Annotated in this window: 19 protein-coding genes and 1 tRNA gene; 9 read left to right on the forward strand and 11 right to left on the reverse strand. The window is 45.0% G+C overall.

Translation table 11 applies throughout. The features are described from left to right. Positions 1-169: 169 nt before the first annotated feature. Entirely contained in the window at positions 170-1,621 is a 1,452-nt protein-coding gene (locus DVG79_RS11760; protein ID WP_114596890.1) for a murein hydrolase activator EnvC family protein, read from the reverse strand. 257 nt (positions 1,622-1,878) lie between these two features. Here DVG79_RS11760 and DVG79_RS11765 point away from each other — a divergent pair, with 257 nt between their 5' ends. Beyond that, the gene (locus tag DVG79_RS11765; RefSeq protein WP_114596891.1) at positions 1,879-2,286 is read left to right on the forward strand and encodes a VOC family protein; all 408 of its coding nucleotides are present in this window, start codon (positions 1,879-1,881) and stop codon (positions 2,284-2,286) included. 53 nt (positions 2,287-2,339) lie between these two features. Here the strand turns inward: DVG79_RS11765 and DVG79_RS11770 are convergent, their stop codons facing one another. From DVG79_RS11770 to DVG79_RS11790, 6 genes are all read right to left on the reverse strand, one after another. After that, on the reverse strand, positions 2,340-2,852 hold the full coding sequence (locus DVG79_RS11770) for a type 1 glutamine amidotransferase domain-containing protein (protein WP_114596892.1): 513 nt from the start codon (positions 2,850-2,852) through the stop codon (positions 2,340-2,342). 29 nt (positions 2,853-2,881) lie between these two features. Then, the gene (locus DVG79_RS16200) at positions 2,882-3,052 is read right to left on the reverse strand and encodes a hypothetical protein (RefSeq protein WP_165871683.1); all 171 of its coding nucleotides are present in this window, start codon (positions 3,050-3,052) and stop codon (positions 2,882-2,884) included. Between the two features lie 27 nt (positions 3,053-3,079). Further along, the gene (locus tag DVG79_RS11775) at positions 3,080-3,520 is read right to left on the reverse strand and encodes an Ohr family peroxiredoxin (RefSeq protein ID WP_114596893.1); all 441 of its coding nucleotides are present in this window, start codon (positions 3,518-3,520) and stop codon (positions 3,080-3,082) included. 146 nt (positions 3,521-3,666) lie between these two features. After that, positions 3,667-5,031, reverse strand: a complete 1,365-nt coding sequence (locus tag DVG79_RS11780) for a hemolysin family protein (RefSeq protein WP_114596894.1) — start codon at positions 5,029-5,031, stop codon at positions 3,667-3,669. A 165-nt stretch (positions 5,032-5,196) separates the two neighbouring features. Further along, positions 5,197-5,679, reverse strand: a complete 483-nt coding sequence (locus tag DVG79_RS11785) for a DUF456 domain-containing protein (RefSeq protein WP_114596895.1) — start codon at positions 5,677-5,679, stop codon at positions 5,197-5,199. 63 nt (positions 5,680-5,742) lie between these two features. Then, on the reverse strand, positions 5,743-6,948 hold the full coding sequence (locus DVG79_RS11790; RefSeq protein ID WP_114596896.1) for a DUF2254 domain-containing protein: 1,206 nt from the start codon (positions 6,946-6,948) through the stop codon (positions 5,743-5,745). Between the two features lie 193 nt (positions 6,949-7,141). Here DVG79_RS11790 and DVG79_RS11795 point away from each other — a divergent pair, with 193 nt between their 5' ends. Together DVG79_RS11795 and DVG79_RS11800 are read left to right on the forward strand one after the other, a co-directional pair. After that, positions 7,142-8,626 carry an aldehyde dehydrogenase family protein gene (locus DVG79_RS11795; RefSeq protein ID WP_114596897.1) on the forward strand — a complete coding sequence of 495 codons (1,485 nt, stop codon included), beginning with the start codon at positions 7,142-7,144 and terminating at the stop codon, positions 8,624-8,626. A 63-nt stretch (positions 8,627-8,689) separates the two neighbouring features. Then, complete coding sequence (locus DVG79_RS11800; RefSeq protein WP_114596898.1) at positions 8,690-9,079, forward strand: tautomerase family protein; 390 nt, start codon at positions 8,690-8,692, stop codon at positions 9,077-9,079. Between the two features lie 50 nt (positions 9,080-9,129). On the opposite strand, the gene yidD is transcribed toward DVG79_RS11800, so the two are convergent. Then, a complete protein-coding gene (gene yidD, locus DVG79_RS11805; protein WP_012369433.1) occupies positions 9,130-9,396 on the reverse strand; it encodes a membrane protein insertion efficiency factor YidD in 267 nt (88 codons plus the stop codon). Positions 9,397-9,502: 106 nt separating this feature from the next. Here yidD and DVG79_RS11810 point away from each other — a divergent pair, with 106 nt between their 5' ends. From DVG79_RS11810 to DVG79_RS11825, 4 genes are all read left to right on the forward strand, one after another. Next, positions 9,503-10,468, forward strand: a complete 966-nt coding sequence (locus tag DVG79_RS11810) for a quinone oxidoreductase family protein (protein ID WP_114596899.1) — start codon at positions 9,503-9,505, stop codon at positions 10,466-10,468. Positions 10,469-10,659: 191 nt separating this feature from the next. Then, positions 10,660-13,101, forward strand: a complete 2,442-nt coding sequence (locus tag DVG79_RS11815; RefSeq protein WP_114596900.1) for a YhgE/Pip domain-containing protein — start codon at positions 10,660-10,662, stop codon at positions 13,099-13,101. After that, positions 13,088-13,648 (forward strand): TetR/AcrR family transcriptional regulator, encoded by a 561-nt coding sequence (locus DVG79_RS11820; protein ID WP_114596901.1) that lies wholly within the window; start codon positions 13,088-13,090, stop codon positions 13,646-13,648. Before DVG79_RS11815 ends, DVG79_RS11820 begins: the two co-directional genes overlap by 14 nt. 78 nt (positions 13,649-13,726) lie before the next feature. Continuing rightward, positions 13,727-14,005, forward strand: coding sequence for a hypothetical protein (locus DVG79_RS11825; RefSeq protein ID WP_147269821.1), 279 nt, complete (start codon positions 13,727-13,729; stop codon positions 14,003-14,005). A gap of 52 nt (positions 14,006-14,057) precedes the next feature. On the opposite strand, the gene DVG79_RS11830 is transcribed toward DVG79_RS11825, so the two are convergent. Continuing rightward, positions 14,058-14,792 carry a metallophosphoesterase family protein gene (locus DVG79_RS11830; RefSeq protein ID WP_114596902.1) on the reverse strand — a complete coding sequence of 245 codons (735 nt, stop codon included), beginning with the start codon at positions 14,790-14,792 and terminating at the stop codon, positions 14,058-14,060. A gap of 338 nt (positions 14,793-15,130) precedes the next feature. Here DVG79_RS11830 and DVG79_RS11835 point away from each other — a divergent pair, with 338 nt between their 5' ends. Continuing rightward, positions 15,131-16,153, forward strand: a complete 1,023-nt coding sequence (locus tag DVG79_RS11835) for a PTS sugar transporter subunit IIC (RefSeq protein WP_041261459.1) — start codon at positions 15,131-15,133, stop codon at positions 16,151-16,153. A gap of 92 nt (positions 16,154-16,245) precedes the next feature. On the opposite strand, the gene DVG79_RS11840 is transcribed toward DVG79_RS11835, so the two are convergent. Further along, positions 16,246-16,318 (reverse strand) — tRNA-Val (locus DVG79_RS11840). A 176-nt stretch (positions 16,319-16,494) separates the two neighbouring features. Here DVG79_RS11840 and DVG79_RS11845 point away from each other — a divergent pair. Further along, positions 16,495-19,599, forward strand: coding sequence for an efflux RND transporter permease subunit (locus DVG79_RS11845; RefSeq protein ID WP_114596903.1), 3,105 nt, complete (start codon positions 16,495-16,497; stop codon positions 19,597-19,599). A 44-nt stretch (positions 19,600-19,643) separates the two neighbouring features. Here DVG79_RS11845 and DVG79_RS11850 read toward each other — a convergent pair whose 3' ends face one another. Continuing rightward, entirely contained in the window at positions 19,644-20,120 is a 477-nt protein-coding gene (locus DVG79_RS11850; RefSeq protein WP_114596904.1) for a DUF456 domain-containing protein, read from the reverse strand. Positions 20,121-20,134 lie beyond the last annotated feature (14 nt).

The raw sequence follows: 20,134 nt of genomic DNA on the forward strand, positions 1-20,134 counted from the left end.
AGTATTTAATTCAAAGTATTTCTGTCTGAGATTGATTATAGCACCGTAATAGTTTCAGTAAAATTTCATTTGTGTTTCAACTGAAAGCGTTTTATCGTAATATAACATTTTTAGTTTTTATAAAAACATAAAAAAAGACGACTGCCGTAGCAATCGTCTTTTTTCGTTATTATAACATCGACATTGGATTTACAGAATTCGCTGGTCCTGAAGCACTGTAGCTGTAACCACCTACATGAATTTCAAAGTGCAAGTGTGGGCCTGTTGAGTTCCCAGTGCTACCAAGGGCTCCGATTTGTTGTCCTTGACTGACACGCTGTCCGGCATGTGCCTTTAACGAACTCATATGCGCATAAACCGTTGTATATGTTTTTCCATTTAATTGGTGTGCAATCATGACATGATTACCGTACGGACCGCCACTTGATGCAGTGATGACCGTCCCTGTTGCTGCTGCAACAATCGGGGTACCGACTGGAGCGCCGAAATCAATTCCATTGTGGAAAGAGTAACCATTCGAACCGCTTGCTGAACCATATCCTTGTGTGATTGATCCACTTGTTGGATGAATAAACATAGAAGAAGATGATGGTGCAGGCGTTGGTGCCGCTGGTTCTGGTGTTGGTGCAGGTGCTGCAGGTGCTGCTTTTGGCACAGTCACAGATGGTGTAGATTGTTTTGTTGAAGTCGCAGGTGCCGAAGACTTTTGTTCTGCTTGTGCTGCTGCTTTAGCAGCGGCCGCTTCTGCCGCCTGTTGTTCAGCTGCTGCTTTTTGAGCTGCTGCTGCCTGTGCCGCTTGTGCTTCTGCACGCGCTTTTGCTTCACGTGCCGCCTGTGCTTGACGCTCTTTTTCGATTCTCGCTTCACGTTCGCGTGCTGCTTTTTCAGCGGCGATCGCTTGTTCTTGTGCAATCAAAATCTGTTGTACTTCTTTTGCATCCATCAACTGCGTTTCAAATTTCTTTTTTTGTTTCCGGAGTTCTTTTAAGCGTTTGTTTCGTTCTTTCAGTTGTTGTTCAAGTTCGGCTTGTTGACGTTTTAATTCTTGTTTCTCCGTCACAAGTTTGGCTTTTTTATCTTTTAATTCCTGTTGAGCAGCTGCTAATTTCTTTTGTGTGTTTTGATAGTCGGTAATCATTTTATCGTCTTGTTGCGAGATCGATTTCCCCGCTAATACACGGCTGACAAGATCTCCGACATCCTTTGAACCAAAGATGACTTCTTCCCATTTAATGGAGTTCCCATCATTTTCTTGCATGACACGAAGGCGGTCACCAAGCAGCTTTTCCTGACGCTTTAATTTCGCTTTATACTTTTTAATCTGTTTCCCAAGTTCAACGATTTCAGCTTCAGTTGCTTTGATTTGACGATCTTTTGTTTCAACTGCGAACATTTTTTCGTTTAATGCTTCGTCTAGACGATTCACTTCTTGCTGAGTCTTCGAGATTTTTTGTCCTTCTTGATTCACAGACGATTCTAAGTTTTTTTGAGTATTAGCATTTTCTTGTTGTTTTTGTTCATTTTTAGCTTTTTGTTCACTTAAGTCATCTGCTGCTACAAAGTGAGGAGTCGATGAAAGAATAAGTGCGGAAACGATGAGCGACGCGAACGTTTTTTTCATGTAGTATTCCCTCTTTTTCTGTTTGGTTTATATAAGTAATCGAATGATTTTATTTAAATTTAATAATACTTTTTAAAAATTATAAGAACGTTTTTGATTATAGCATTCATTTTCCCTCTATTATATTTCAGTGAGATGTCATTTTTGATAAGTTCTCTTTTCGCCTTTGTGTAGATGCCTTAATTAAACCTTCTACATTGCGTGTTGGGGAAGAGTTTGCCACACTATGACTATCGAAGTAAAGGAGGAACTGTTTTATGTATTTGGATCATACCGGCATCGCTGTTCGGGATATGCAGGAAGCGATCACATTTTATACAACTATTTTGGGTGGAACATTAATCCGTGAGTATAGCAATCCGACACCTGGAGTTGCTTCCAATATTGCTGTCATCGAATTTGAAGATGCGCATATTGAATTATTGACTCCTACCAGCCCGGAAAGTCCGATTGCCCGTTTTTTAAAACAACGTGGAAAAGGCGTTCATCATATTGCTTATCGTGTCGATGATTTGGATCAAGCCATTTTGGAAGCAAAAGAACGAGGCATTACATTTTTAGAAGATACGTACCGTCAAACGCCGCTCGGCCGGCGACTGATCTATATGGATCCCCGTCATTCGCATGGTGTCATTACCGAACTTTGCGATTATCCAGAGAACTAAAAATGAGCGTTCGCTGACTTAAGTCAACGAACGCTCATTTTCACTTGAAGCGGTTATCCTAATTTTGCTAGCATTTCGCGATTAAATGCCGGGATATCATCCGGTTGACGGCTTGACACGAAGTTGTCATCGACGACCACTTCATTGTCTTCATACGTCACACCCGCATTTTCTAAATCAACTCGAATTGATTTATATCCTGTCATTTTACGTCCCTTGACGATTTTCGCGTTAATCATCAATTGTGGACCATGACAGATGGAGAAAATCGGTTTTTTAGATGAATCAAACTCTTCCGTAAATGTGACGAAACGATCATCTTCGCGGAGTAAGTCCGGTGAAAAACCGCCTGGAATCAATAATGCATCAAAGTCCGAAGAAGACGTTTCATCGATTGTTACATCGACTTTCACTTTCGCTTCTTCCTGTTTCCCGACTAATTCTGCACCTTTTTCTGTTCCGATGACTGTTACTTCATGACCTGCTTCTTTCAATGCATCGACAGGTCCGGTAAATTCGACATCTTCGAAATGATCTGCAAGTACAACAGCTACTTTTTTACTCATTTCATTCATCCCCCAAATAAAAAATTATGTTACTTATCTAGTCCTCGATCTCTTGGCGACACCGGATCATCCGGCATCTGATCTTTACCTTTTAAAACTTCTTTTTGCTGTTCGGGTGAAAGTTCAAGTTCCTTGTCTGTCAAACGTTTTCGTTCATCTTCAAACTTTTCGTTTGGTCGATCCGTTTCTTTTGGAGACATCTTACTTCCCTCCCTCTTCAGAACAAATCAGTTTTCTAAGGATTCTACTACTTTGACCGATAAATCAACATCAATGTTACCGCGTGTTGCTTTTGAATACGGGCAGAATTGATGTGTTTTTTCGAGTAAGTCTTTTGCTTCTTCTTCTGTTACGCCAACTACTTCAACAACAAGCTTAGCAGCGATTTTGACGCCGCCTGCTTCTTCGTCTTCAAGTAAGCTGACTTCGGAATTCGTACGTGTCTCGACACGTTTTTTATCTTGGCGGGCCATCAAGTTGAATGCCCCGTCAAAGCATGCAGCGTATCCTGCTGCGAATAATTGTTCTGGATTTGAAGTAGGAATATTTTCTTTGCCTTTCGTACCCGGCATCACAAGGTCTAAATTGATTACGTTATCGTCAGAGGCGACCTTTCCATCGCGTCCCCCTACTGCAGTTGCACGTGAAGTAAGAATTGTTTTCGTCATGAATAAGAACCCCTTTATCCGCTAATTTTGGTAGCTTGTTTTGGCCACATAAACTGTATTACCACTGTATGGAGAAGAATAAACAATCAAAGGTATTTTTTCTAACAAAAAAAGACCACACCGAAGTGTAGTCCTGTTCCTTACATTCAAACGATTTCTTCTGTAACGGGTTCTTTTTCCGGTAACTGCAAGTAAATGGATTTCACTTGATGGTTGTCGACTTCCATGACTTTGACCGTATGGTTTTTGTAACGGAATTCCTGACCACTCGATACTTCCGTATCCTGCGCCATGACCCAGCCACCAATCGTATCAATATCTTCTTCTTCAATTCCAAGGTTAAAGCGTTCGTTTAAATCATCAATCAGGACACGACCTGAAATCCGGTACAGGCGCTCATGAATCTGTTCAATATCTGCTTTTTCGTCTTTATCAAACTCGTCCCGGATTTCACCAACAATCTCTTCCAGGATGTCTTCCATCGTGATGACACCGGCCGTTCCGCCATATTCATCGATGACAAGCGCCATCGGTGTGCGTTCGACCTGCATCTTCAACATCGCATCCTGTAAGGGCGAGTATTCCGAGACAATCGGAAGGTTGTGTACATAATAACTCAAGGCTTTCCCTTTGTTCGCCATATGATCCGTAAACAACTGCTTCGCGTTGATGAAACCTAAGATTTTATCTTTGTCGCCTTCTTCTGCAACCGGATATCGCGTGAATTGATACTCTTCGACAAGGGCGATGATATCTTCCATCGACGCATCGTTCGAAATCGTAATCAAGTCCGTTCGCGGAAGCATGATATCTTTCGCAATCCGCTCATCAAACGAAAAAATATTCTGCATATACGAAAGTTCCGTCTGATTGATTTCACCGCTCTTGTAGCTTTGCGTCATGATGATTTTGATTTCTTCTTCCGAGTGGGCATCTTCATGACCAACCGGTTCGACTCCAAACAAACGCAAGAACACACGGGCAGATCCGTTCAGCAACCAAATGACGGGTTTCATGACTTTCCCGAACCAGTAAAGCGGCGGGGCAAGCAACATCGTAATGGCTTCTGTTTTTTGAATCGCCAGCGATTTCGGGGCAAGTTCTCCGAGGACGACGTGTAAAAACGTCACGACGGAAAAAGCTAACGTAAAGGAAACAACCGTCGAGACCGATTCCGGAAGCGCAATCTCCTTGAATACCATTGCAAGAATCGCACCGACCGTTGACTCCCCTAACCATCCCAGTCCAAGGGCTGTCACGGTAATTCCAAGCTGACAGGCAGATAAATAATAATCCAGGTTGTCTAATAATTTCTTAGCCGTCTTCGCGGTTTTACTGCCTTCTGTGATCAATTGATCGATTCGGGACATTCTCATTTTGACAACTGAAAATTCTGCTGCGACAAAAAAAGCGGTCAACACAATTAATAGTGCAATAATCAAAAGCCGAATGATAATCGTTGTTGTATCGAATGTCTCCACTGCGTGTGTACTGTCCAATCGTTTCCCCAAACTAAGGGGATTCACCTCCATTTAAATTAAGCCGACAATCCTCTTATCGGTCTTCTCCATCAAAAAGAAGCTTGTTTTTAATGAACAAGCTTCTCTACTTTTTCATATTCATACTATAACGGAACTCTCGGAAAATGTGTACTTGCAGATAATCTTTCTTTTTCGTCACACGACGTACATGATGAATACGACAATCATTAATAACATCGCGATTCCTTTTAACAAGGCACTCGACAGGATTCCCAGTACGGTCCCGATTCCGATTGAAACAGAATCCCTCCATGTTTTCTTGCTGATGATTTTTTCCGTTAAAATCGCAAAGACGAACGGGAAAATCAACAATCCAATCCCCGGCAGAATAAAGGGACCGGCAATCAAGCCGACGGTCGTCGCGATTTTTGCAGCCTGTGAACCGCCACGACGGTCAACGGTATAAGAGCTGACCAAATAATCCAACGTAAATAACAGGACAACGAAGATAGCTTGAATGACCCAGAAACTGACGGTCAACTCGGTAAAACCGAATCCAAATCCATAAATCAAAAATCCAATGATGAGCAAAGGTGCACTTGGAATGACAGGATAGACAAGTCCTGCGAACGCAGCCAAAAAACAAGCTGCAATCAAACTCCATAATATGATGGTCATGCCAATCTCCTACTTTCTGCTGTTCTTTCTCTTCTTGATTACGTTAAAAAGCTTCGACTGGTTTCATGAAAGTGCCCTTTTTTGAGCCTGTTCCAAATGTTGACGGTCCCAGTCGTTTAATGCCGGCCAGTCGACCTGCGAGCAGACAAACGGAATGAACCGGTCAATGCTCGCTCTGTGTTCCGGTAAAGCATTCCGTTTCATGATTTCAAGTGCCTCAAGCATCGTCGAAAGGACTGAAATATCTTCTTCGCCGTAATGCCGCAGTTGATAAAACGTCAAGTACAACAGTTCAGAAAACGCGAGCCGCTTGACTGTCACCTTCCCTTCCCCGTTGACCAGGAGGTCGCCGTCCGGAAGCATGGTATATCGTCTGAATAAATCACCGATTTGCCGCATCGCATGGCGTGCTGTATTCGGATCATTGATACCGGGTGAAATCGCCCGAAGCGCCACCTCAGACAGCTTTTGAATCACAAACGCAAAATCTTGTTCGGCCGAACGCGTCGGCCCGATAAGAACTCCTTGCTCCACGTGTTCTTTTTCGGCACTACCGATTCGTTGTCCTTGCGTGACGTAACTTCCGATCGTCACCTCAATTGCGACGTGCTCACCTGACTTCATCAGCAATTCATAATCGACCGCCTGTAAATAACCGGTTTGCGGAGCGTTAAGTGCGAATGAATACGTTGACTGGTTTGCCGGTACCAATTGATACTGACCTCCGTCTATCGCTTCCACATGATCGTCAATCAGCGTACAGCCTTCTTCATGTAAACGATCGAGTAACGTCGTGACCCGAATCGATTGACTGACGATATGCACGAATGCGACAAAGGCAATGACCGCGATCAATACAACGATGACGGCGACGGCAGAAGCGACGACACTGTCTTTCAGCGACGGTCGCATGAAGAACAGCATAGTAATCGAATATGTGACGGTTCCGATAAAAATCCCGAAAATATGTTGAACTTGTCGATTTTCAATAAAGTTCGGTAAGGTGCGGGGAGAAAATTGTGAAGAATAGGTTGTCAGGACGACCAAAATCGTCGAGAACGTAAATGTCATCATCGTCAATAATCCGGTAAAGACTGCACTGTGAATGGTCTGAGCCAAACCGAGTGTTGTTTTCCAGTCATTCGGAAACAGTTCTTTTGCATACAAATCCACCATCAGAACAACCGCCGTCAATACGGCTCCCCCTACTCCATAAAGGAGCGGCCACCACCAATTCGTTTCCCGGTACACCAGTTTCAGCTTCTGCACATTTCATCCACTCCACTCTAATATATCGATATATTTTTTAATTCCTGTTTCCTCATCTAGTAAAACGTCTTCGCCTCATCTTTTTAAAAATCCGCCGAGTCGATTCACTTTGTGAAAGTGTCGGTTTGTGTTTTACTTCTTCACATAACGTGAATAACTTAAGTGTTATCAAAACGAATTGGAGATGAAAACTATGCAACAACATACAAAATCATCACTCAATACAGACTTCACTAAAATTTTCATTAACGGTCAGTGGCGCAAAGGCGCAAGTGACAGCAATATGACGAATACGAACCCTTTCACGGGCGAAACGCTGTTTGAGATTTCAGCAGCTAACAACGATGACTTGGATGATGCTTACCAATCTGCCAAAGTCGCACAAAAAGAGTGGGCAAAAGTGCCGGCACTTAAACGCCAAGCCTTAATCGAAGAATTCCTAAAAGTCATGTATGAAGAGAAAGAAACGATTGTTGATTGGCTGATCAAAGAATCAGGCAGTACACGGATTAAAGCAGAAGGTGAATTTCTTGCTTCGGTCTTAATCGTTAAAGAAGCGGCTACTTTCCCACTGCGGATGCATGGCGAAATCCGTCCGTCTGTCGTACCGGGTAAAGAAAACCGGATTTACCGGAAAGCACTCGGTGTCATCGGTGTCATCAGTCCTTGGAATTTCCCGTTCCACCTTGCCGTCCGTTCCATCGCCACAGCCATCGCTATCGGGAACGCTGTCGTCGTTAAACCGGCAACCGATACACCGGTTTCAGGCGGCTTGATTTTCGCCAGTCTCTTTGAAAAAGCCGGTTTACCGAAAGGTGTCTTAAACGTCATCGTCGGTCGCGGGTCAGAAATTGGCGATTCGATCGTCGAGCACCCGGTCCCACGCTTGATTTCGTTTACTGGTTCTACCGAAGTCGGTCGTCACATCGGCGAACTCGCAGGGAAACATTTGAAAAAGACAGCACTCGAACTCGGTGGAAACAACGTCTTCGTCGTACTTGATGACGCTGATCTTGATCGTGCCGTTGAATCAGCAGTTTACAGCAAGTTCTACCACCAAGGTCAAATTTGTATGTCAACCAACCGTATTTTGGTCGCTCAATCGATTCACGATGAATTCGTTGAAAAATACGTCGCCCGTGTCAAAGAACTTCAATTTGGTGATCCATCGAATGGCCGTACGCAAGTCGGTCCATTGATTAACCAATCGCAAGTCGACCGCATCATGGAAGAGATTGAAAAAACAAAAGCAGCGGGTGCAACAGTCCGCGTCGGCGGTGAAGCAGACGGAAACGTCATCGCACCTACGGTCGTCACAGGTGTTACAAATGATATGCCGCTTGCTAAAAACGAAATCTTCGGACCGGTCGCTGTCATCATTCCGTTTAAAGATGATGCAGAAGCACTTGAACTCGCCAACTCACTTCCTTACGGATTAAGTGGTGCTGTTCACGGTTCTTCAATCGAACGGGCAACAGAATTTGCACTTCAGGTTGAAACGGGCATGATCCACATCAATGACCAGTCCGTCAACGATGAGCCGCATATGCCGTTTGGCGGCGAAAAAGATTCAGGTCTCGGCCGCTTCAACGGCGAATGGGTACTTGAAGAATTCTCAACTGTGCAGTGGTTGTCTGTCATGCACGAACGCCGTCAGTACAAACCATTCTTTGAATAAGCTAAGCTTAAATATGAAGTACGGGGTTTCCCGTACTTCTACATATTAGAGAGGACGATGAATATGCCATTACTGCGTTTTGATGTCATTGAAGGACGCTCGGATGAAGAACTGAAACTTTTACTCGATACTGCCCATGAGGCGATGCTTGAAGCTTTTGACGTACCGGAACGGGATCGTTATCAAATCGTTCATACACATAAAGCGAACGAAATGATCATTGAGGATACCGGACTCGGGTTGACACGTTCCAATCAAGTCGTCGTTATCAGTGTGACAAGTAAAACACGGACAGAAGAGAAAAAGCAGGCACTCTATCGTTTACTGGCTGAACGGTTGCAAGCTGTATGCGGACTCTCGCCTGCTGATCTGATGGTCTCAATCGTCGAGAATGATGCAGCTGACTGGAGTTTCGGTTTAGGAAAAGCACAATTTTTAACCGGTGATTTGTAACATTCAAAAAAGAGTCTGAACTCGTTTAACGAGCTCAGACTCTTTTTGAATTACTTTTGATGTTCTGCCGGGTTTTCCCGTTGTAACGGCGCCTTCCAGTCAAATGTCTCCGGTACAAAGTCGAGTCCGCCCGGATGAAACGGTTGACAACGTAACAAACGACGGGTCGTTAAATAACCGCCTCTTAAGGCACCGTGCTTCTCGATTGCTTCTTTTCCGTAATGCGAGCAGGTCGGATAAAATCGGCAGGTCGCCGGTTTCATCGGCGAAATCACTTTTTGATAAAAATGAATCCCACCGAGTAGGACTTGTTTCAATGTGGTCTCACCTTCTTTTCCCTTACTCTAACGCATATGAAGAGGATTTTCTGCTTAAGTGAATTATACTACCTTTGACAACTACTAAAAAGGACGTGTATTTACCATGCGAGCTCTTACATTTCGTACCTTCGGAGATTCAAGTGTACTGCATTACGAAGAATATCCGACTCCTGAAATCAAGTCGAATGAAGTATTAATTGAAATGAAGGCCATCGGATTAAACTTTGCCGACATCTACCGCCGGAAAGGCAATTATCATTTGGAAGGCACGCCGCCTTACCTGCTCGGTTACGAGGGTTCAGGCATCATTACACAAATCGGTGCTGCTGTGACTGATCTTCAAGTCGGGCAACGTGTCGCCTTTGCCGATGTCCCAAACGCGAATGCCGAATTCGTTGCCGCACCCGTTGATAAAGTGATTCCCTTACCGGATTTTGTTTCATATGAAACAGCAGCTTCCCTTCTATTACAAGGTTTGACTGCGCACTACCTGACACGGGACAGTTATCCGATCCGGCCGAAAGATTTGGTGTTGGTCCATGCAGCAGCCGGTGGCGTCGGTCAATTGTTGACACAGATTGTCCGATTACACGGAGCCATCCCGATTGGTTTGACGTCATCGATGGAAAAGGCGGATATCGCTAAACAAGCCGGTTCCGAACATGTCTTTTTGTATTCGGATAACTGGGTCGAACAGATTTTAACACTGACGGATCAGCGTGGCGTCGATGTCGTCTACGAATCGGTCGGCTCGACATTGATGAACAGTTTTCAAGTGACGAAAATCCATGGAACAGTCGTCTTTTACGGCATGGCCGGCGGTGATCCGGTTTCTGTCGACCCACGCTTCCTGATGGATACTTCGAAAACACTGACCGGTGGTGACCTATGGAACGTTCTGACGACTCGTGAAGAACGTATCCGTCGGGCCGGAGAATTGTTCAGTTGGTTGGAATCCGGTCAACTGCAAATCGCTTCTCCGACTACCTTCTCCCTCTCGGACGGACAACGGGCTCATGATTACTTGGAAAGCCGTCAGAGCACCGGAAAAATCTTATTACTCCCTTAATCTGAAATGCACTCTTCCTTCATTAGGTTGGGTGTTTTTTCGTCTGGAATGATTACAAAAGAGAAACAATTCTTTTTCTCAGCAATTCATCGACTTAAGTAGTTGCTTTCCTTCATAAAAAGGCGTAAAGTAAATTTCATCAAAACCAGAAACTTAAATTAGTTTTTAGTTTCAAGAAGGAGATTTGATTTATGTTTCGTTCAGAATGGAAAAAATTAAAAAGCCCGATGATGATCATCGTGATTCTTGCACTTATCCTCGTCCCGTTTCTTTATAACTCGATCTTTTTATCTGCTTTTTGGGATCCGTATGGTAAGACAGAAAACATTAAGGTCGCAGTCGTCAATGAAGACAAGGCGACGAAGTTCGAAGGAGAAAAAATTGATATCGGAAATCAGTTCGTCAAAAAACTGAAAAAAAATGATGACTTTGACTGGCAGTATCTCTCACGTAAAGATGCGGCTAAAAAGCTTCGCGCCGGTGATATTTACATGACAGTCGTCATCCCAAAGAAGTTTTCTCATAATGCGACTACTTTACTCGATGATCATCCGAAAAAAATTGAGTTGGAATATTATCTGAATCCAGCCAAAAACTACTCCGGTACGCAGATTTCCAGCGCTGCTGCCAAACAATTAAACGAAAAGATCCGTAAATCCGTCACGAAACAATACAGCAGTGCGATTTTCGGATCCCTTAAAAAAATCGCCAAAGGACTCGAAGATGCATCCGAAGGTTCGGCGAAACTGGAGGACGGCGCGAAGAAAACGACAGATGGCGCCAAAACACTGACAACAAATCTCAGTAAATTAACGAGCGGGACAAATGAGTTGTCCACGAATTTAACAAAAGCCGCGGACGGTTCCGTCCAGCTTACAAGCGGTCTCAACACGTTAAGCGGTGGAACAAAAACACTGGCAGAGAAGTCCGGTGAATTATCGAGCGGCCTCAATCAACTCGATGACAACAGCGGAAAGTTAATGAAAGGTTCAGCCGATCTACAGGCCGGATCGACAAAACTCCGCCAAGGTCTCGAAAGTTCAGCTGCCGGATCGACGAAACTTCGTCAAGGTCTCGAAAGTTCAGCTGCCGGATCGACGGAACTCCGTCAAGGTCTCGAAACAGCCTCGGCCGGTGCGTCGAAGCTCGACAACGACCTGCCGGAGTTCACAGCCGGTCTCGATCAACTGAACGCCCGGGCTCAAGAAGCCAATGCCTCGCTGGTAGCAGTCAACGATGCGGCGGATACGTTAAAACAAGAGTTAAGTACTCGTCGTGAAGCACTTGAAGAAAATGTCGCGAGTATCAAGGCAGTCATTGCTTCATCTGAAACTTTAACGGAAGAAGAAAAAGGTGCTTTGCTTCAATCCATCGCAACGATGGAACAAAACGTTCAAAATTTAGCACAGCAAGAATCGACACTTGATGCAAGCCTTGCTAAAGCGAATGATGCAACAGAAAAAATCAATCAGCTTGCGGTTGGTGGTCAAAGTATTGCTTCTGCTGTCTCGCAACTCGATGGTGGGCTCGCACAACTGCTTGACGGTTCAAAACGATTGGAACAAGGACAAACCCAACTACTTGCTGGTTCAAAACAATTAGAGCAAGGACAAACTCAACTACTTGCCGGTGCAAAAAGTCTCGAACAAGGACAAGGCACGCTCACGCAAGGTTTGACGGCCTATACAGACGGCGTGCATAAAGCAGCTGTCGGAAGCACCCAATTAACGGCTGGTGCCCAGCAACTGGCAACCGGTGCGAACGATGCCAGTACAGCATCCGGTCAATTGACTTCTGGTCTCGGTCAGCTGTCAGACGGTGCCGTCGCCATTTCTTCCGGTGCCGGTCAACTGACGGATGGCGCTTCACGCTTGGCAGATGGAAACTCGAAACTTGCCGATGGTGCCAACACATTGAAAACCGAACTCGGTAAAGGCGCGAAAGATGCGACTGTCAAACCATCCAACGCCCGGGACAACATGCTCGCTGAACCGGTTGTCTTAAAAGAACATGATTATTCGACCGTCAACAACTACGGATCAGGTCTTGCGGCTTACATCCTCAGCATCGCCTTGTTTGCCGGTGCCTTGATGTTCTCTTCTGTTTACCAGATCCGTCCTGAACATGGTGAGACATTAACGTGGCGGTTCCTCGTCGGAAAACTGTCGATCATCTTACCGATTGGTGCGTTACAAGGGATTGCGGCTTCCGTCGCCATTATTTATGTACTTGATGCCGATGTTGCAAGCACCCCTGCACTGTATGGTTTCGCTGCTTTGACAGGGATGACGTTCATCACACTACTCTTTACGTTAACCATGCTCTTCGGTCGTGTCGGACAGTTCAGTGCCTTCTTACTTCTGCTGCTTCAAATCGGCGGCAGCGGCGGTACGTTCCCGGTCGAAATGACTCCAAGCTTCTTCCAAACGATTCACCGCTTCCTGCCGATGACTTACTCGGTCACAGGTTTCCGTGAGGCACTTGGAATCGGAGTTACCGATACACTCATCACAAACGGTCAGATTCTTGGTTTGATTCTGTTTTCTGCTCTCGCTATCAGCTTCGCTGGTGCATTAGGTGGAAAACGCATCTTACTCTCAACGAAAGCGAGAAAACGCCATGACACTGTCTGATAAAGAACATCTCATTTTAGATGCGGCGCTGGCCTGCTTTTCAGAACTCGGATATAAAGGAACGACTATCGAACGGGTTGCCAAACGGGCTCATGTCGGAAAACCAACCGTCTATCAATTGTTTGAAAGTAAACTTGATTTGTTTGAATCCCTCGTCACACGGGTGTTGCAGGAGATGAAGGCAGAAGCGGAAAATGCCTATACGACGACAGCTTCGGTCGAAGAAAATAAACAGGCGATGATTGATGCCATTGTCAATCATCAACAGCAGCATCTGTTTATCTTACAAATCACACAAGAAACCCAGACACTGAAACTTCAGGAGATGTCGGAGCTACGGATTCGAATCGAGCAGCATATCGTCGAATATATAAAGAATCTGCTGGAAACACGGTTGGAACTTGAAAAACGTTCTCCGGCCGTTCCGGTCGAAGTAACTGCGTTCTTACTGTTCAAGACGTATATTGCCTTGATTTCTGAATGGCCGCTGATCGGGAAACCGCTTGATTTAAAAACAATCAGTCAAGCAATGTTAAAATTGTTATAATGAAAACAGCCTCTCGATGAATGGAGAGGCTGTTTTTGTGTGATCGATCCTTACTCGTACTTGAATGGAGTGTTTTATTTGTCCCAGCTTTTACTGTCCAATTTTCTGTTCACGTTAGCTTTGCTGGTCTACGTCATTGTATCACTCGTTGATATGTGGAAATCGTACACCCGCACCAGCTCCAAAACAGATTTTCTGTTTTTCATTTTAACATTGATCACCTTATTTATCGGATTTCTTGTATCCCCTTTCCTTGCGCTTGCCTTTCAATGGAAACGAAGCCGGACGAAACGGATCATCGGGATTTTACTTATCGCCGTCCCTTTAATGCTCGTTCTTGTAAGCCGTTTTTTATAATCACATGTGTCATCCATCGAACGATCCGTGCTTATTCAAGCGGATCGTTTTTTCATGTTCTTCCGCCTAAAAACAGTTTACGCAACAGTTCTTTTTCCGGCATCGGTGCCGCATTAAACGCTTCAAGGTACGGTCGGTCATCGTACTTCACTTCAATGACATTCACGTTCCACTCTCCGCTGTTCAGTTCGACTACCGCAAATGGTGCTACAGCTTCCGGCTGACAGCCTAGCGCCCCCGGATTCAGGTAAGTTATCCCCATCGCCCGGACCAACTGTTTCGGATGATGATGCCCAAAGCAAATCAGACTCGCTTGCTCGCCTTTAAAGAGCTCGGGCAGGGATTGTTCTGTTCCGTCCACCGTATCTGCCAACGGTTCCTCTCCAATCGCTTTTGTTTCATCCAGATACGCATAATGTGTAAACAATGCTTCCTGTTCCGAAAATGTTTTTCGGACGGTTCTTGGGAGCTGCTCCAAAAAACGTTGATTGTCCGGTGTTAACTGATCGGCAATCCATTGATGATGGTTTTTCGCATGACGGTAACTATCCGGATATTTTTGACCATGGATCAACGCAAGGACATTTTCGTCATGATTTCCGCTGATGGTCGTCATGTGTGGTGTCGATCGCACAATTTCGATGACTTCATTCGTTTGTGGTCCGATGCCAATCAAATCTCCGAGACAGAAAATTTCTGAGACATCTGCTTCTTCCGTTATTCTTTTTAAAACTGCTTCTAATGCCGTTGCATTGCCGTGAATATCCGTAATGACTGCAAATTTCATGAAACCGCCTCCAATGTTCATCTTATGCCATTCTTATCTTTCCCCTGATTTTAAGTTCAAAAATCACGAAAAATAAATTGTCAGAAAATATTGATTATTCATCTTACCCGTGTTAGGCTTAGAAAAATTCACGGAGAGGGGAATACACTTTATGTATGTAAACCACATTGCTGGCCGACTGATTATTCTATGCTCGAGGGACTGAAACCTTTTCCGCTGATTTTCGGAATTGATTTTGGGCCCTCCTTTCGATGCATCGAATGAGGCGCCCGCAGGAATACTGGCGCCTATCCGATACCGGATAGGTTTTTTTCATGGCAAAGCGAAATAGAGAGAGGATGAGTGAGTTGAAAGAATATGCGATGGATCGAATGGTGAAAGTATCTGCCGGGATGGCAAATGCCGTGTTAGTGACGTTAGGGGTAGGATTATTGATTGAGACGTTCGGAAATCTCTTACATATTGAAATGTTACTGACAATCGGCGGCGTCGCCAAAGTCTTACTCGCCCCCGCACTCGGAGCCGGAATTGCTTATCAGCTTGGCGGAAACACCTTAGTCTTATTCAGTGCGATGATTGCCGCGACGATTGGCGGAGCCGCACTTCAACCGACGGATGCCGGTCTTGTCCTCGTACCGGGGCAACCAATCAGTGCGTTACTCGCAGCTGCTGTGGCCGTCTTCGTCGGAAAACGGATGACAGGGAAAACAAAATTCGACATGATGGTCATCCCGGTCAGTGCTGTTCTCGCCGGCGGTTTTACCGGCCTTGGTGCCGCTGCCGTCACAACACCTCTCCTCACACGATTCAGCGCAATGGTTACTGCGTCCGTCGAGTCTTCACCGATTGCAACATCACTTGTTATTGCTCTTATCTTTAGTGTCTTATTGATGTCACCCGCTTCATCGGCTGCACTCGCAATCGCCCTTCAACTCGACCCGGTCGCCAGTGCCGCTGCTTTAATCGGTTGTTCAGCTCAGTTTGTCGGATTTACATTGATGGCATATCGTCAAACAGATCCCGGCGGTTTGATCGCTTCGTTCTTCGTCACACCAAAGGTTCAGTTTCCGAACATCGTTAAGAATCCAAGACTTGTCGTCGCTCCGTTCCTGGCCGCGATGATCTCGGCACCCATCGCCACACTTGTTCTTTCACTTGAAGTCCCTTATGAACTTGCGGGTCTCGGATTAAATTCAATGATTGCCCCACTCAACATCTTCGTTAATCAGGGTTTTAATGCGTTCCTGATCTTTTTTGCAACCGGCGTCGTCCTTCCCGGTGTCTTGACACTCGTCTTTTACCGCATGACGACGATGGCCGGTTGGACAAAGATGGGCGACCTTCGATTAGAAATTCAATAGGTGCTCACGTTGCTGTTCCCTCATATAATGAAGGAACAGCTTTTTTACATGAAAAAACTCCCGTTCATCGTGTGATGAACGGGAGTTCGGTATGATTCTGACTGGGCTCGAACCAGCGACCTCTACCCTGTCAAGGTAGCGCTCTCCCAGCTGAGCTACAGAATCATGATCGTGTGTCCTGGGTATATGTTTATTATAGCAACATATTGAAAACTGTAAAGACTTTTCTCTGATTTTTTTTATTATATTTTTTCTTTCTGCTCTACAGTTCAAAGTTGCAGGGTTTCGTTTCGTCCTCTACTATGTAAATAAGCACATATAAAATAAAGGAGGGGTAACTGTTGAATTTTTTAACAAGGTTTAGTTTAAAGAACTCTGTCGCTGTATTTATTATTGCTATTTTATTAGTTTTAGGCGGCGTATATTCGTTTTCTCAGCTTAAAGTGGATCAGTTTCCTGAAATTGAATTTCCTCAAATTTCAGTAGAAGCTGTGTATCCAGGCGCATCTCCGGATGATGTCGATAAACAGGTCGTCTCAAAACTCGAGACAGCACTGAAAGGGATCGAGGGCTCGACAAAAATCACGAGCTCTGCTTATGAAAGTATCGGGATCATCAATATCGAATTCCCATTTGATACCGATATGGACAAGGTCGAACAACAAATCGATGCTGCGATCCAGGATGCTAACCTTCCGGAAGAAGCGACAACGAAGTTAAACCGGTTCTCATTCGGATCGTTCCCAATCTACAACATTTCCTTCTTTAGTAAAGACGGAAAAGAGATTGAGTCCCTTTTAAAGGATGAGATTGAACCGGAACTGAATAAAATTCCGGGCATCAACAGTGTTTCTGTTGGTGGTTACAAAGATGATTTAGTCCAGATTACGGTCGACAATAAAAAAGCGACAGCTGCCGGCTTATCGTTATCAAGCATCAAAGAACAAATCAATGCCAAGTATGTTTCCTTCCCGTCTGGTCAGCTCGCAGAAGGTGATTCGAAGATTCCGATCCGGGTCGAAGAAAAACTGGAAAACTTGGATAAATTAAAAAATCTCCAATTGACGTCAAGCGTTGCTTCCGGTGCTCCTTCCGGCAGCCAGGGCCAACCTGCTCAAGCAGGACCTCCCGCTGGCGAAACGGGTGCTCCGGCAGAACAAGCGGAACCGGCTGAACCGGTTCGTCTTTCAGACATCGCTACCATCGAAGCAGTCTCGAAGCAAAGTGAAAAAACACGTTATGATTTAAAAGATTCTCTCTCGATGGCGATTACCAAAAAACAAGACGCTAATACGGTTGAAATTGCTGACGGCGTCACAAAAATCTTAAACAAATATGATGACCAAATCGATTATACGATTGGTATTGATTCTGCGAAAGACATCGAAGAATCCGTCGCTACGCTTGTCAAAGAAGGATTACTCGGGGCCTTGTTCGCTTCACTGGCTGTCCTTTTGTTCCTACGGAATATTCGGGCGACGATCATTGCAATCGTCTCAATTCCGCTGTCGCTCTTGATTGCGGCCATCTTCTTGAACTGGCAGGATATTTCATTAAATATCATGACACTCGGTGGTATGGCAGTTGCTGTCGGCCGGGTCGTCGATGACAGTATCGTCGTCATTGAAAACATTTTCCGACGGGTCCGAAAATCAGATGGCGGTATGACAGATGAAGTCATCGAACAATCAACAAAAGAGATTTTAAAAGCCATCACGTCTTCGACGCTTACGACCGTCGTCGTCTTCTTGCCGATCGGCTTTGTCGGCGGTATCACAGGTAAATTCTTCTTACCGTTCGCCTTAACCATCATCTTCTCGTTACTCGCTTCCCTGCTTGTCGCGATTACAATTGTACCGATCTTAGCGAAGTTCGCCTTTAAAAAGGTACCGGCGGAAGAAAAAGAAGGCGTCTTACAACGGTGGTACGGCACACTGATTGAAAAATCATTGTCGCATAAAGCGATCATCTTAGTTGTTTCCTTCTTGTTACTCGGTGGTTCGCTTGCCATCGTACCGCAACTCGGCTTTACGTTCATTCCGAATGAAGCTTCAAAAACATTGACTGCTTCACTGGAGCTTCCTGCTGCAACGTCGCTTGAGAAAACAAGTGATGTTTCGCTGAACATGGAAAAAATGTTTGATCAGGAAAACGCCATTGCTGATGTCACGACATCCGTCGGAGCACGTGACTTCACGACCGGATTGCGACTTGACAACAAAGCCAGCTACTTCTTGAATTTAAAAGACGGGGCTGATGTCGAAAAAACGATCAAATCCCTCGAAACCAAAATGGATGATATCGCAAAAGAAGATGGTGTCGACGTCAAAATCAGCGTTGCTGAACTGTCGACAGGTGGTCCCCCATCCAATAATAATGTAGATGTTGATTTGTTCTCGACTGATTTAGAAGCGCTCCAAAAAGCAGCTAAACTGGTGGAAGACAATATGAACAAAAACAATGATTTGAAATATGTTACGAATAACTTTAGCGAGAAACAAAAACAATTCCTTGTCGAAATTGATTCTGAAAAAGCCAGTGATCGTGGTTTATCCGGCTTCCAGATTCTTGGTACGGTCAACGACCAGACTAAACCTGTCACGGTCGGTACACTGAACCTTGATGACAAAGATCAGGACGTCCAATTGTCTTACAAGGAAGACTTGACGTCGAAAGAAGATCTTGAAAATGTCCAGCTCTTCTCGGCTGCCGGTCCTGTCGCCTTAAAAGATGTCGCAACCGTCAATGAAGTCGATACCTTCACATCGATTCAAAAACTGGACGGTAAAGTCTATGCCCGCGTTTCGGGTCAAGTCAAAGGCGATAACGTCCAAACGGTCTCCAGTGACGTCAAAGCTGCTGTCGAAAAAATTGACTTGCCGGACGGCGTTTCCTTAACAAGTGGCGGCGGAAATGATGATACGGTTGAAATCTTCCAGTCTCTCGGAATTGCCATCGTCGTTGCCATCGGTCTCGTTTACTTGACGATGTTAATCACGTTCGGAAAAGCACGGATTCCGTTCATCATCTTGTCATCGCTCATTTTCGTTCCGATCGGTTCGCTCGTTACACTGTTCCTAGCTAACGAACCATTGTCTGTCAGTGTCATGATCGGATTCCTCATGCTGATCGGAATCGTCACGACCAACGCGATTGTGCTTGTTGACCGGATTGGTCAGAACATCACACGTGGACTTCCGGTTCGGGAATCCTTGATTGAGGCCGGTAAGACACGACTTCGTCCCATCCTGATGACGGCATTCGCTACTATCATGGCGCTTGTCCCGCTCGCGCTGACAACGTCATCCGGTACCCTGATTTCAAAAGGTCTCGCCTTGACTGTCATCGGCGGATTGACGACGTCAACACTCTTGACGCTCATCATCGTCCCGGTCGTCTACGAGCTCTTCTTCTTCAAAAAAGTAAAAAAAGAACGTCAATCTTAATCTAAAAAAATCCTCCCCTCTTGATGAGGGAAGGATTTTTTTGATTATTTTTCGAGCAATTCATCTGTCCGATCAATCGTTCCATTATGTTTCGCGACCAGTCCATCCAGTACGGATGGTTCGAATTCTTCCCCGATTGCAATGATTCCTGTCTTACCGGGTGGAATCACACCAAGTGTCCGTTTGAATGTTTCTTGAACAGCTTGATTCTCTTTTAAGTCTTTTGATCCGCCAATCAGCATCCCGGTCATCGAACCTAATAAAATACCGAACGGTCCCCCGAGAATCCCGACTGCCATACCGATTAAAGAACCTTTAAAAGCTTTGTTGGAGCCGCTCAAGTCGACAGCATCTTCAAAGGAAAAAGCTCCGCTTTCACTTCGTTTAATGACAGCGATTTGTTCAAAATCGACTTGGCTATTCGCATGATATTTCTTTAATTCACTGAATACCTGATACGAGGTCGCTTCTTCTTCAAATGTAAAGGTCATGATATGGTGCTTTTCTTCTTTTTTCGCCACAACTTTCCACCTCT

The organism is Exiguobacterium sp. RIT594 (assembly GCF_003339585.1).
Taxonomy (GTDB): Bacteria; Bacillota; Bacilli; order Exiguobacteriales; family Exiguobacteriaceae; genus Exiguobacterium_A.

What these genes read in the sequence shown, in the direction of transcription:
- DVG79_RS11760 (WP_114596890.1), bottom strand. Translation starts at nt 1,621, where the DNA reads ATGAAAAAAACGTTCGCGTCGCTCATCGTTTCCGCACTTATTCTTTCA.
- DVG79_RS11765 (WP_114596891.1), top strand. Translation starts at nt 1,879, where the DNA reads ATGTATTTGGATCATACCGGCATCGCTGTTCGGGATATGCAGGAAGCG.
- DVG79_RS11770 (WP_114596892.1), bottom strand. Translation starts at nt 2,852, where the DNA reads ATGAGTAAAAAAGTAGCTGTTGTACTTGCAGATCATTTCGAAGATGTC.
- DVG79_RS16200 (WP_165871683.1), bottom strand. Translation starts at nt 3,052, where the DNA reads ATGTCTCCAAAAGAAACGGATCGACCAAACGAAAAGTTTGAAGATGAA.
- DVG79_RS11775 (WP_114596893.1), bottom strand. Translation starts at nt 3,520, where the DNA reads ATGACGAAAACAATTCTTACTTCACGTGCAACTGCAGTAGGGGGACGC.
- DVG79_RS11785 (WP_114596895.1), bottom strand. Translation starts at nt 5,679, where the DNA reads ATGACCATCATATTATGGAGTTTGATTGCAGCTTGTTTTTTGGCTGCG.
- DVG79_RS11795 (WP_114596897.1), top strand. Translation starts at nt 7,142, where the DNA reads ATGCAACAACATACAAAATCATCACTCAATACAGACTTCACTAAAATT.
- DVG79_RS11800 (WP_114596898.1), top strand. Translation starts at nt 8,690, where the DNA reads ATGCCATTACTGCGTTTTGATGTCATTGAAGGACGCTCGGATGAAGAA.
- DVG79_RS11810 (WP_114596899.1), top strand. Translation starts at nt 9,503, where the DNA reads ATGCGAGCTCTTACATTTCGTACCTTCGGAGATTCAAGTGTACTGCAT.
- DVG79_RS11815 (WP_114596900.1), top strand. Translation starts at nt 10,660, where the DNA reads ATGTTTCGTTCAGAATGGAAAAAATTAAAAAGCCCGATGATGATCATC.
- DVG79_RS11820 (WP_114596901.1), top strand. Translation starts at nt 13,088, where the DNA reads ATGACACTGTCTGATAAAGAACATCTCATTTTAGATGCGGCGCTGGCC.
- DVG79_RS11830 (WP_114596902.1), bottom strand. Translation starts at nt 14,792, where the DNA reads ATGAAATTTGCAGTCATTACGGATATTCACGGCAATGCAACGGCATTA.
- DVG79_RS11835 (WP_041261459.1), top strand. Translation starts at nt 15,131, where the DNA reads ATGAGTGAGTTGAAAGAATATGCGATGGATCGAATGGTGAAAGTATCT.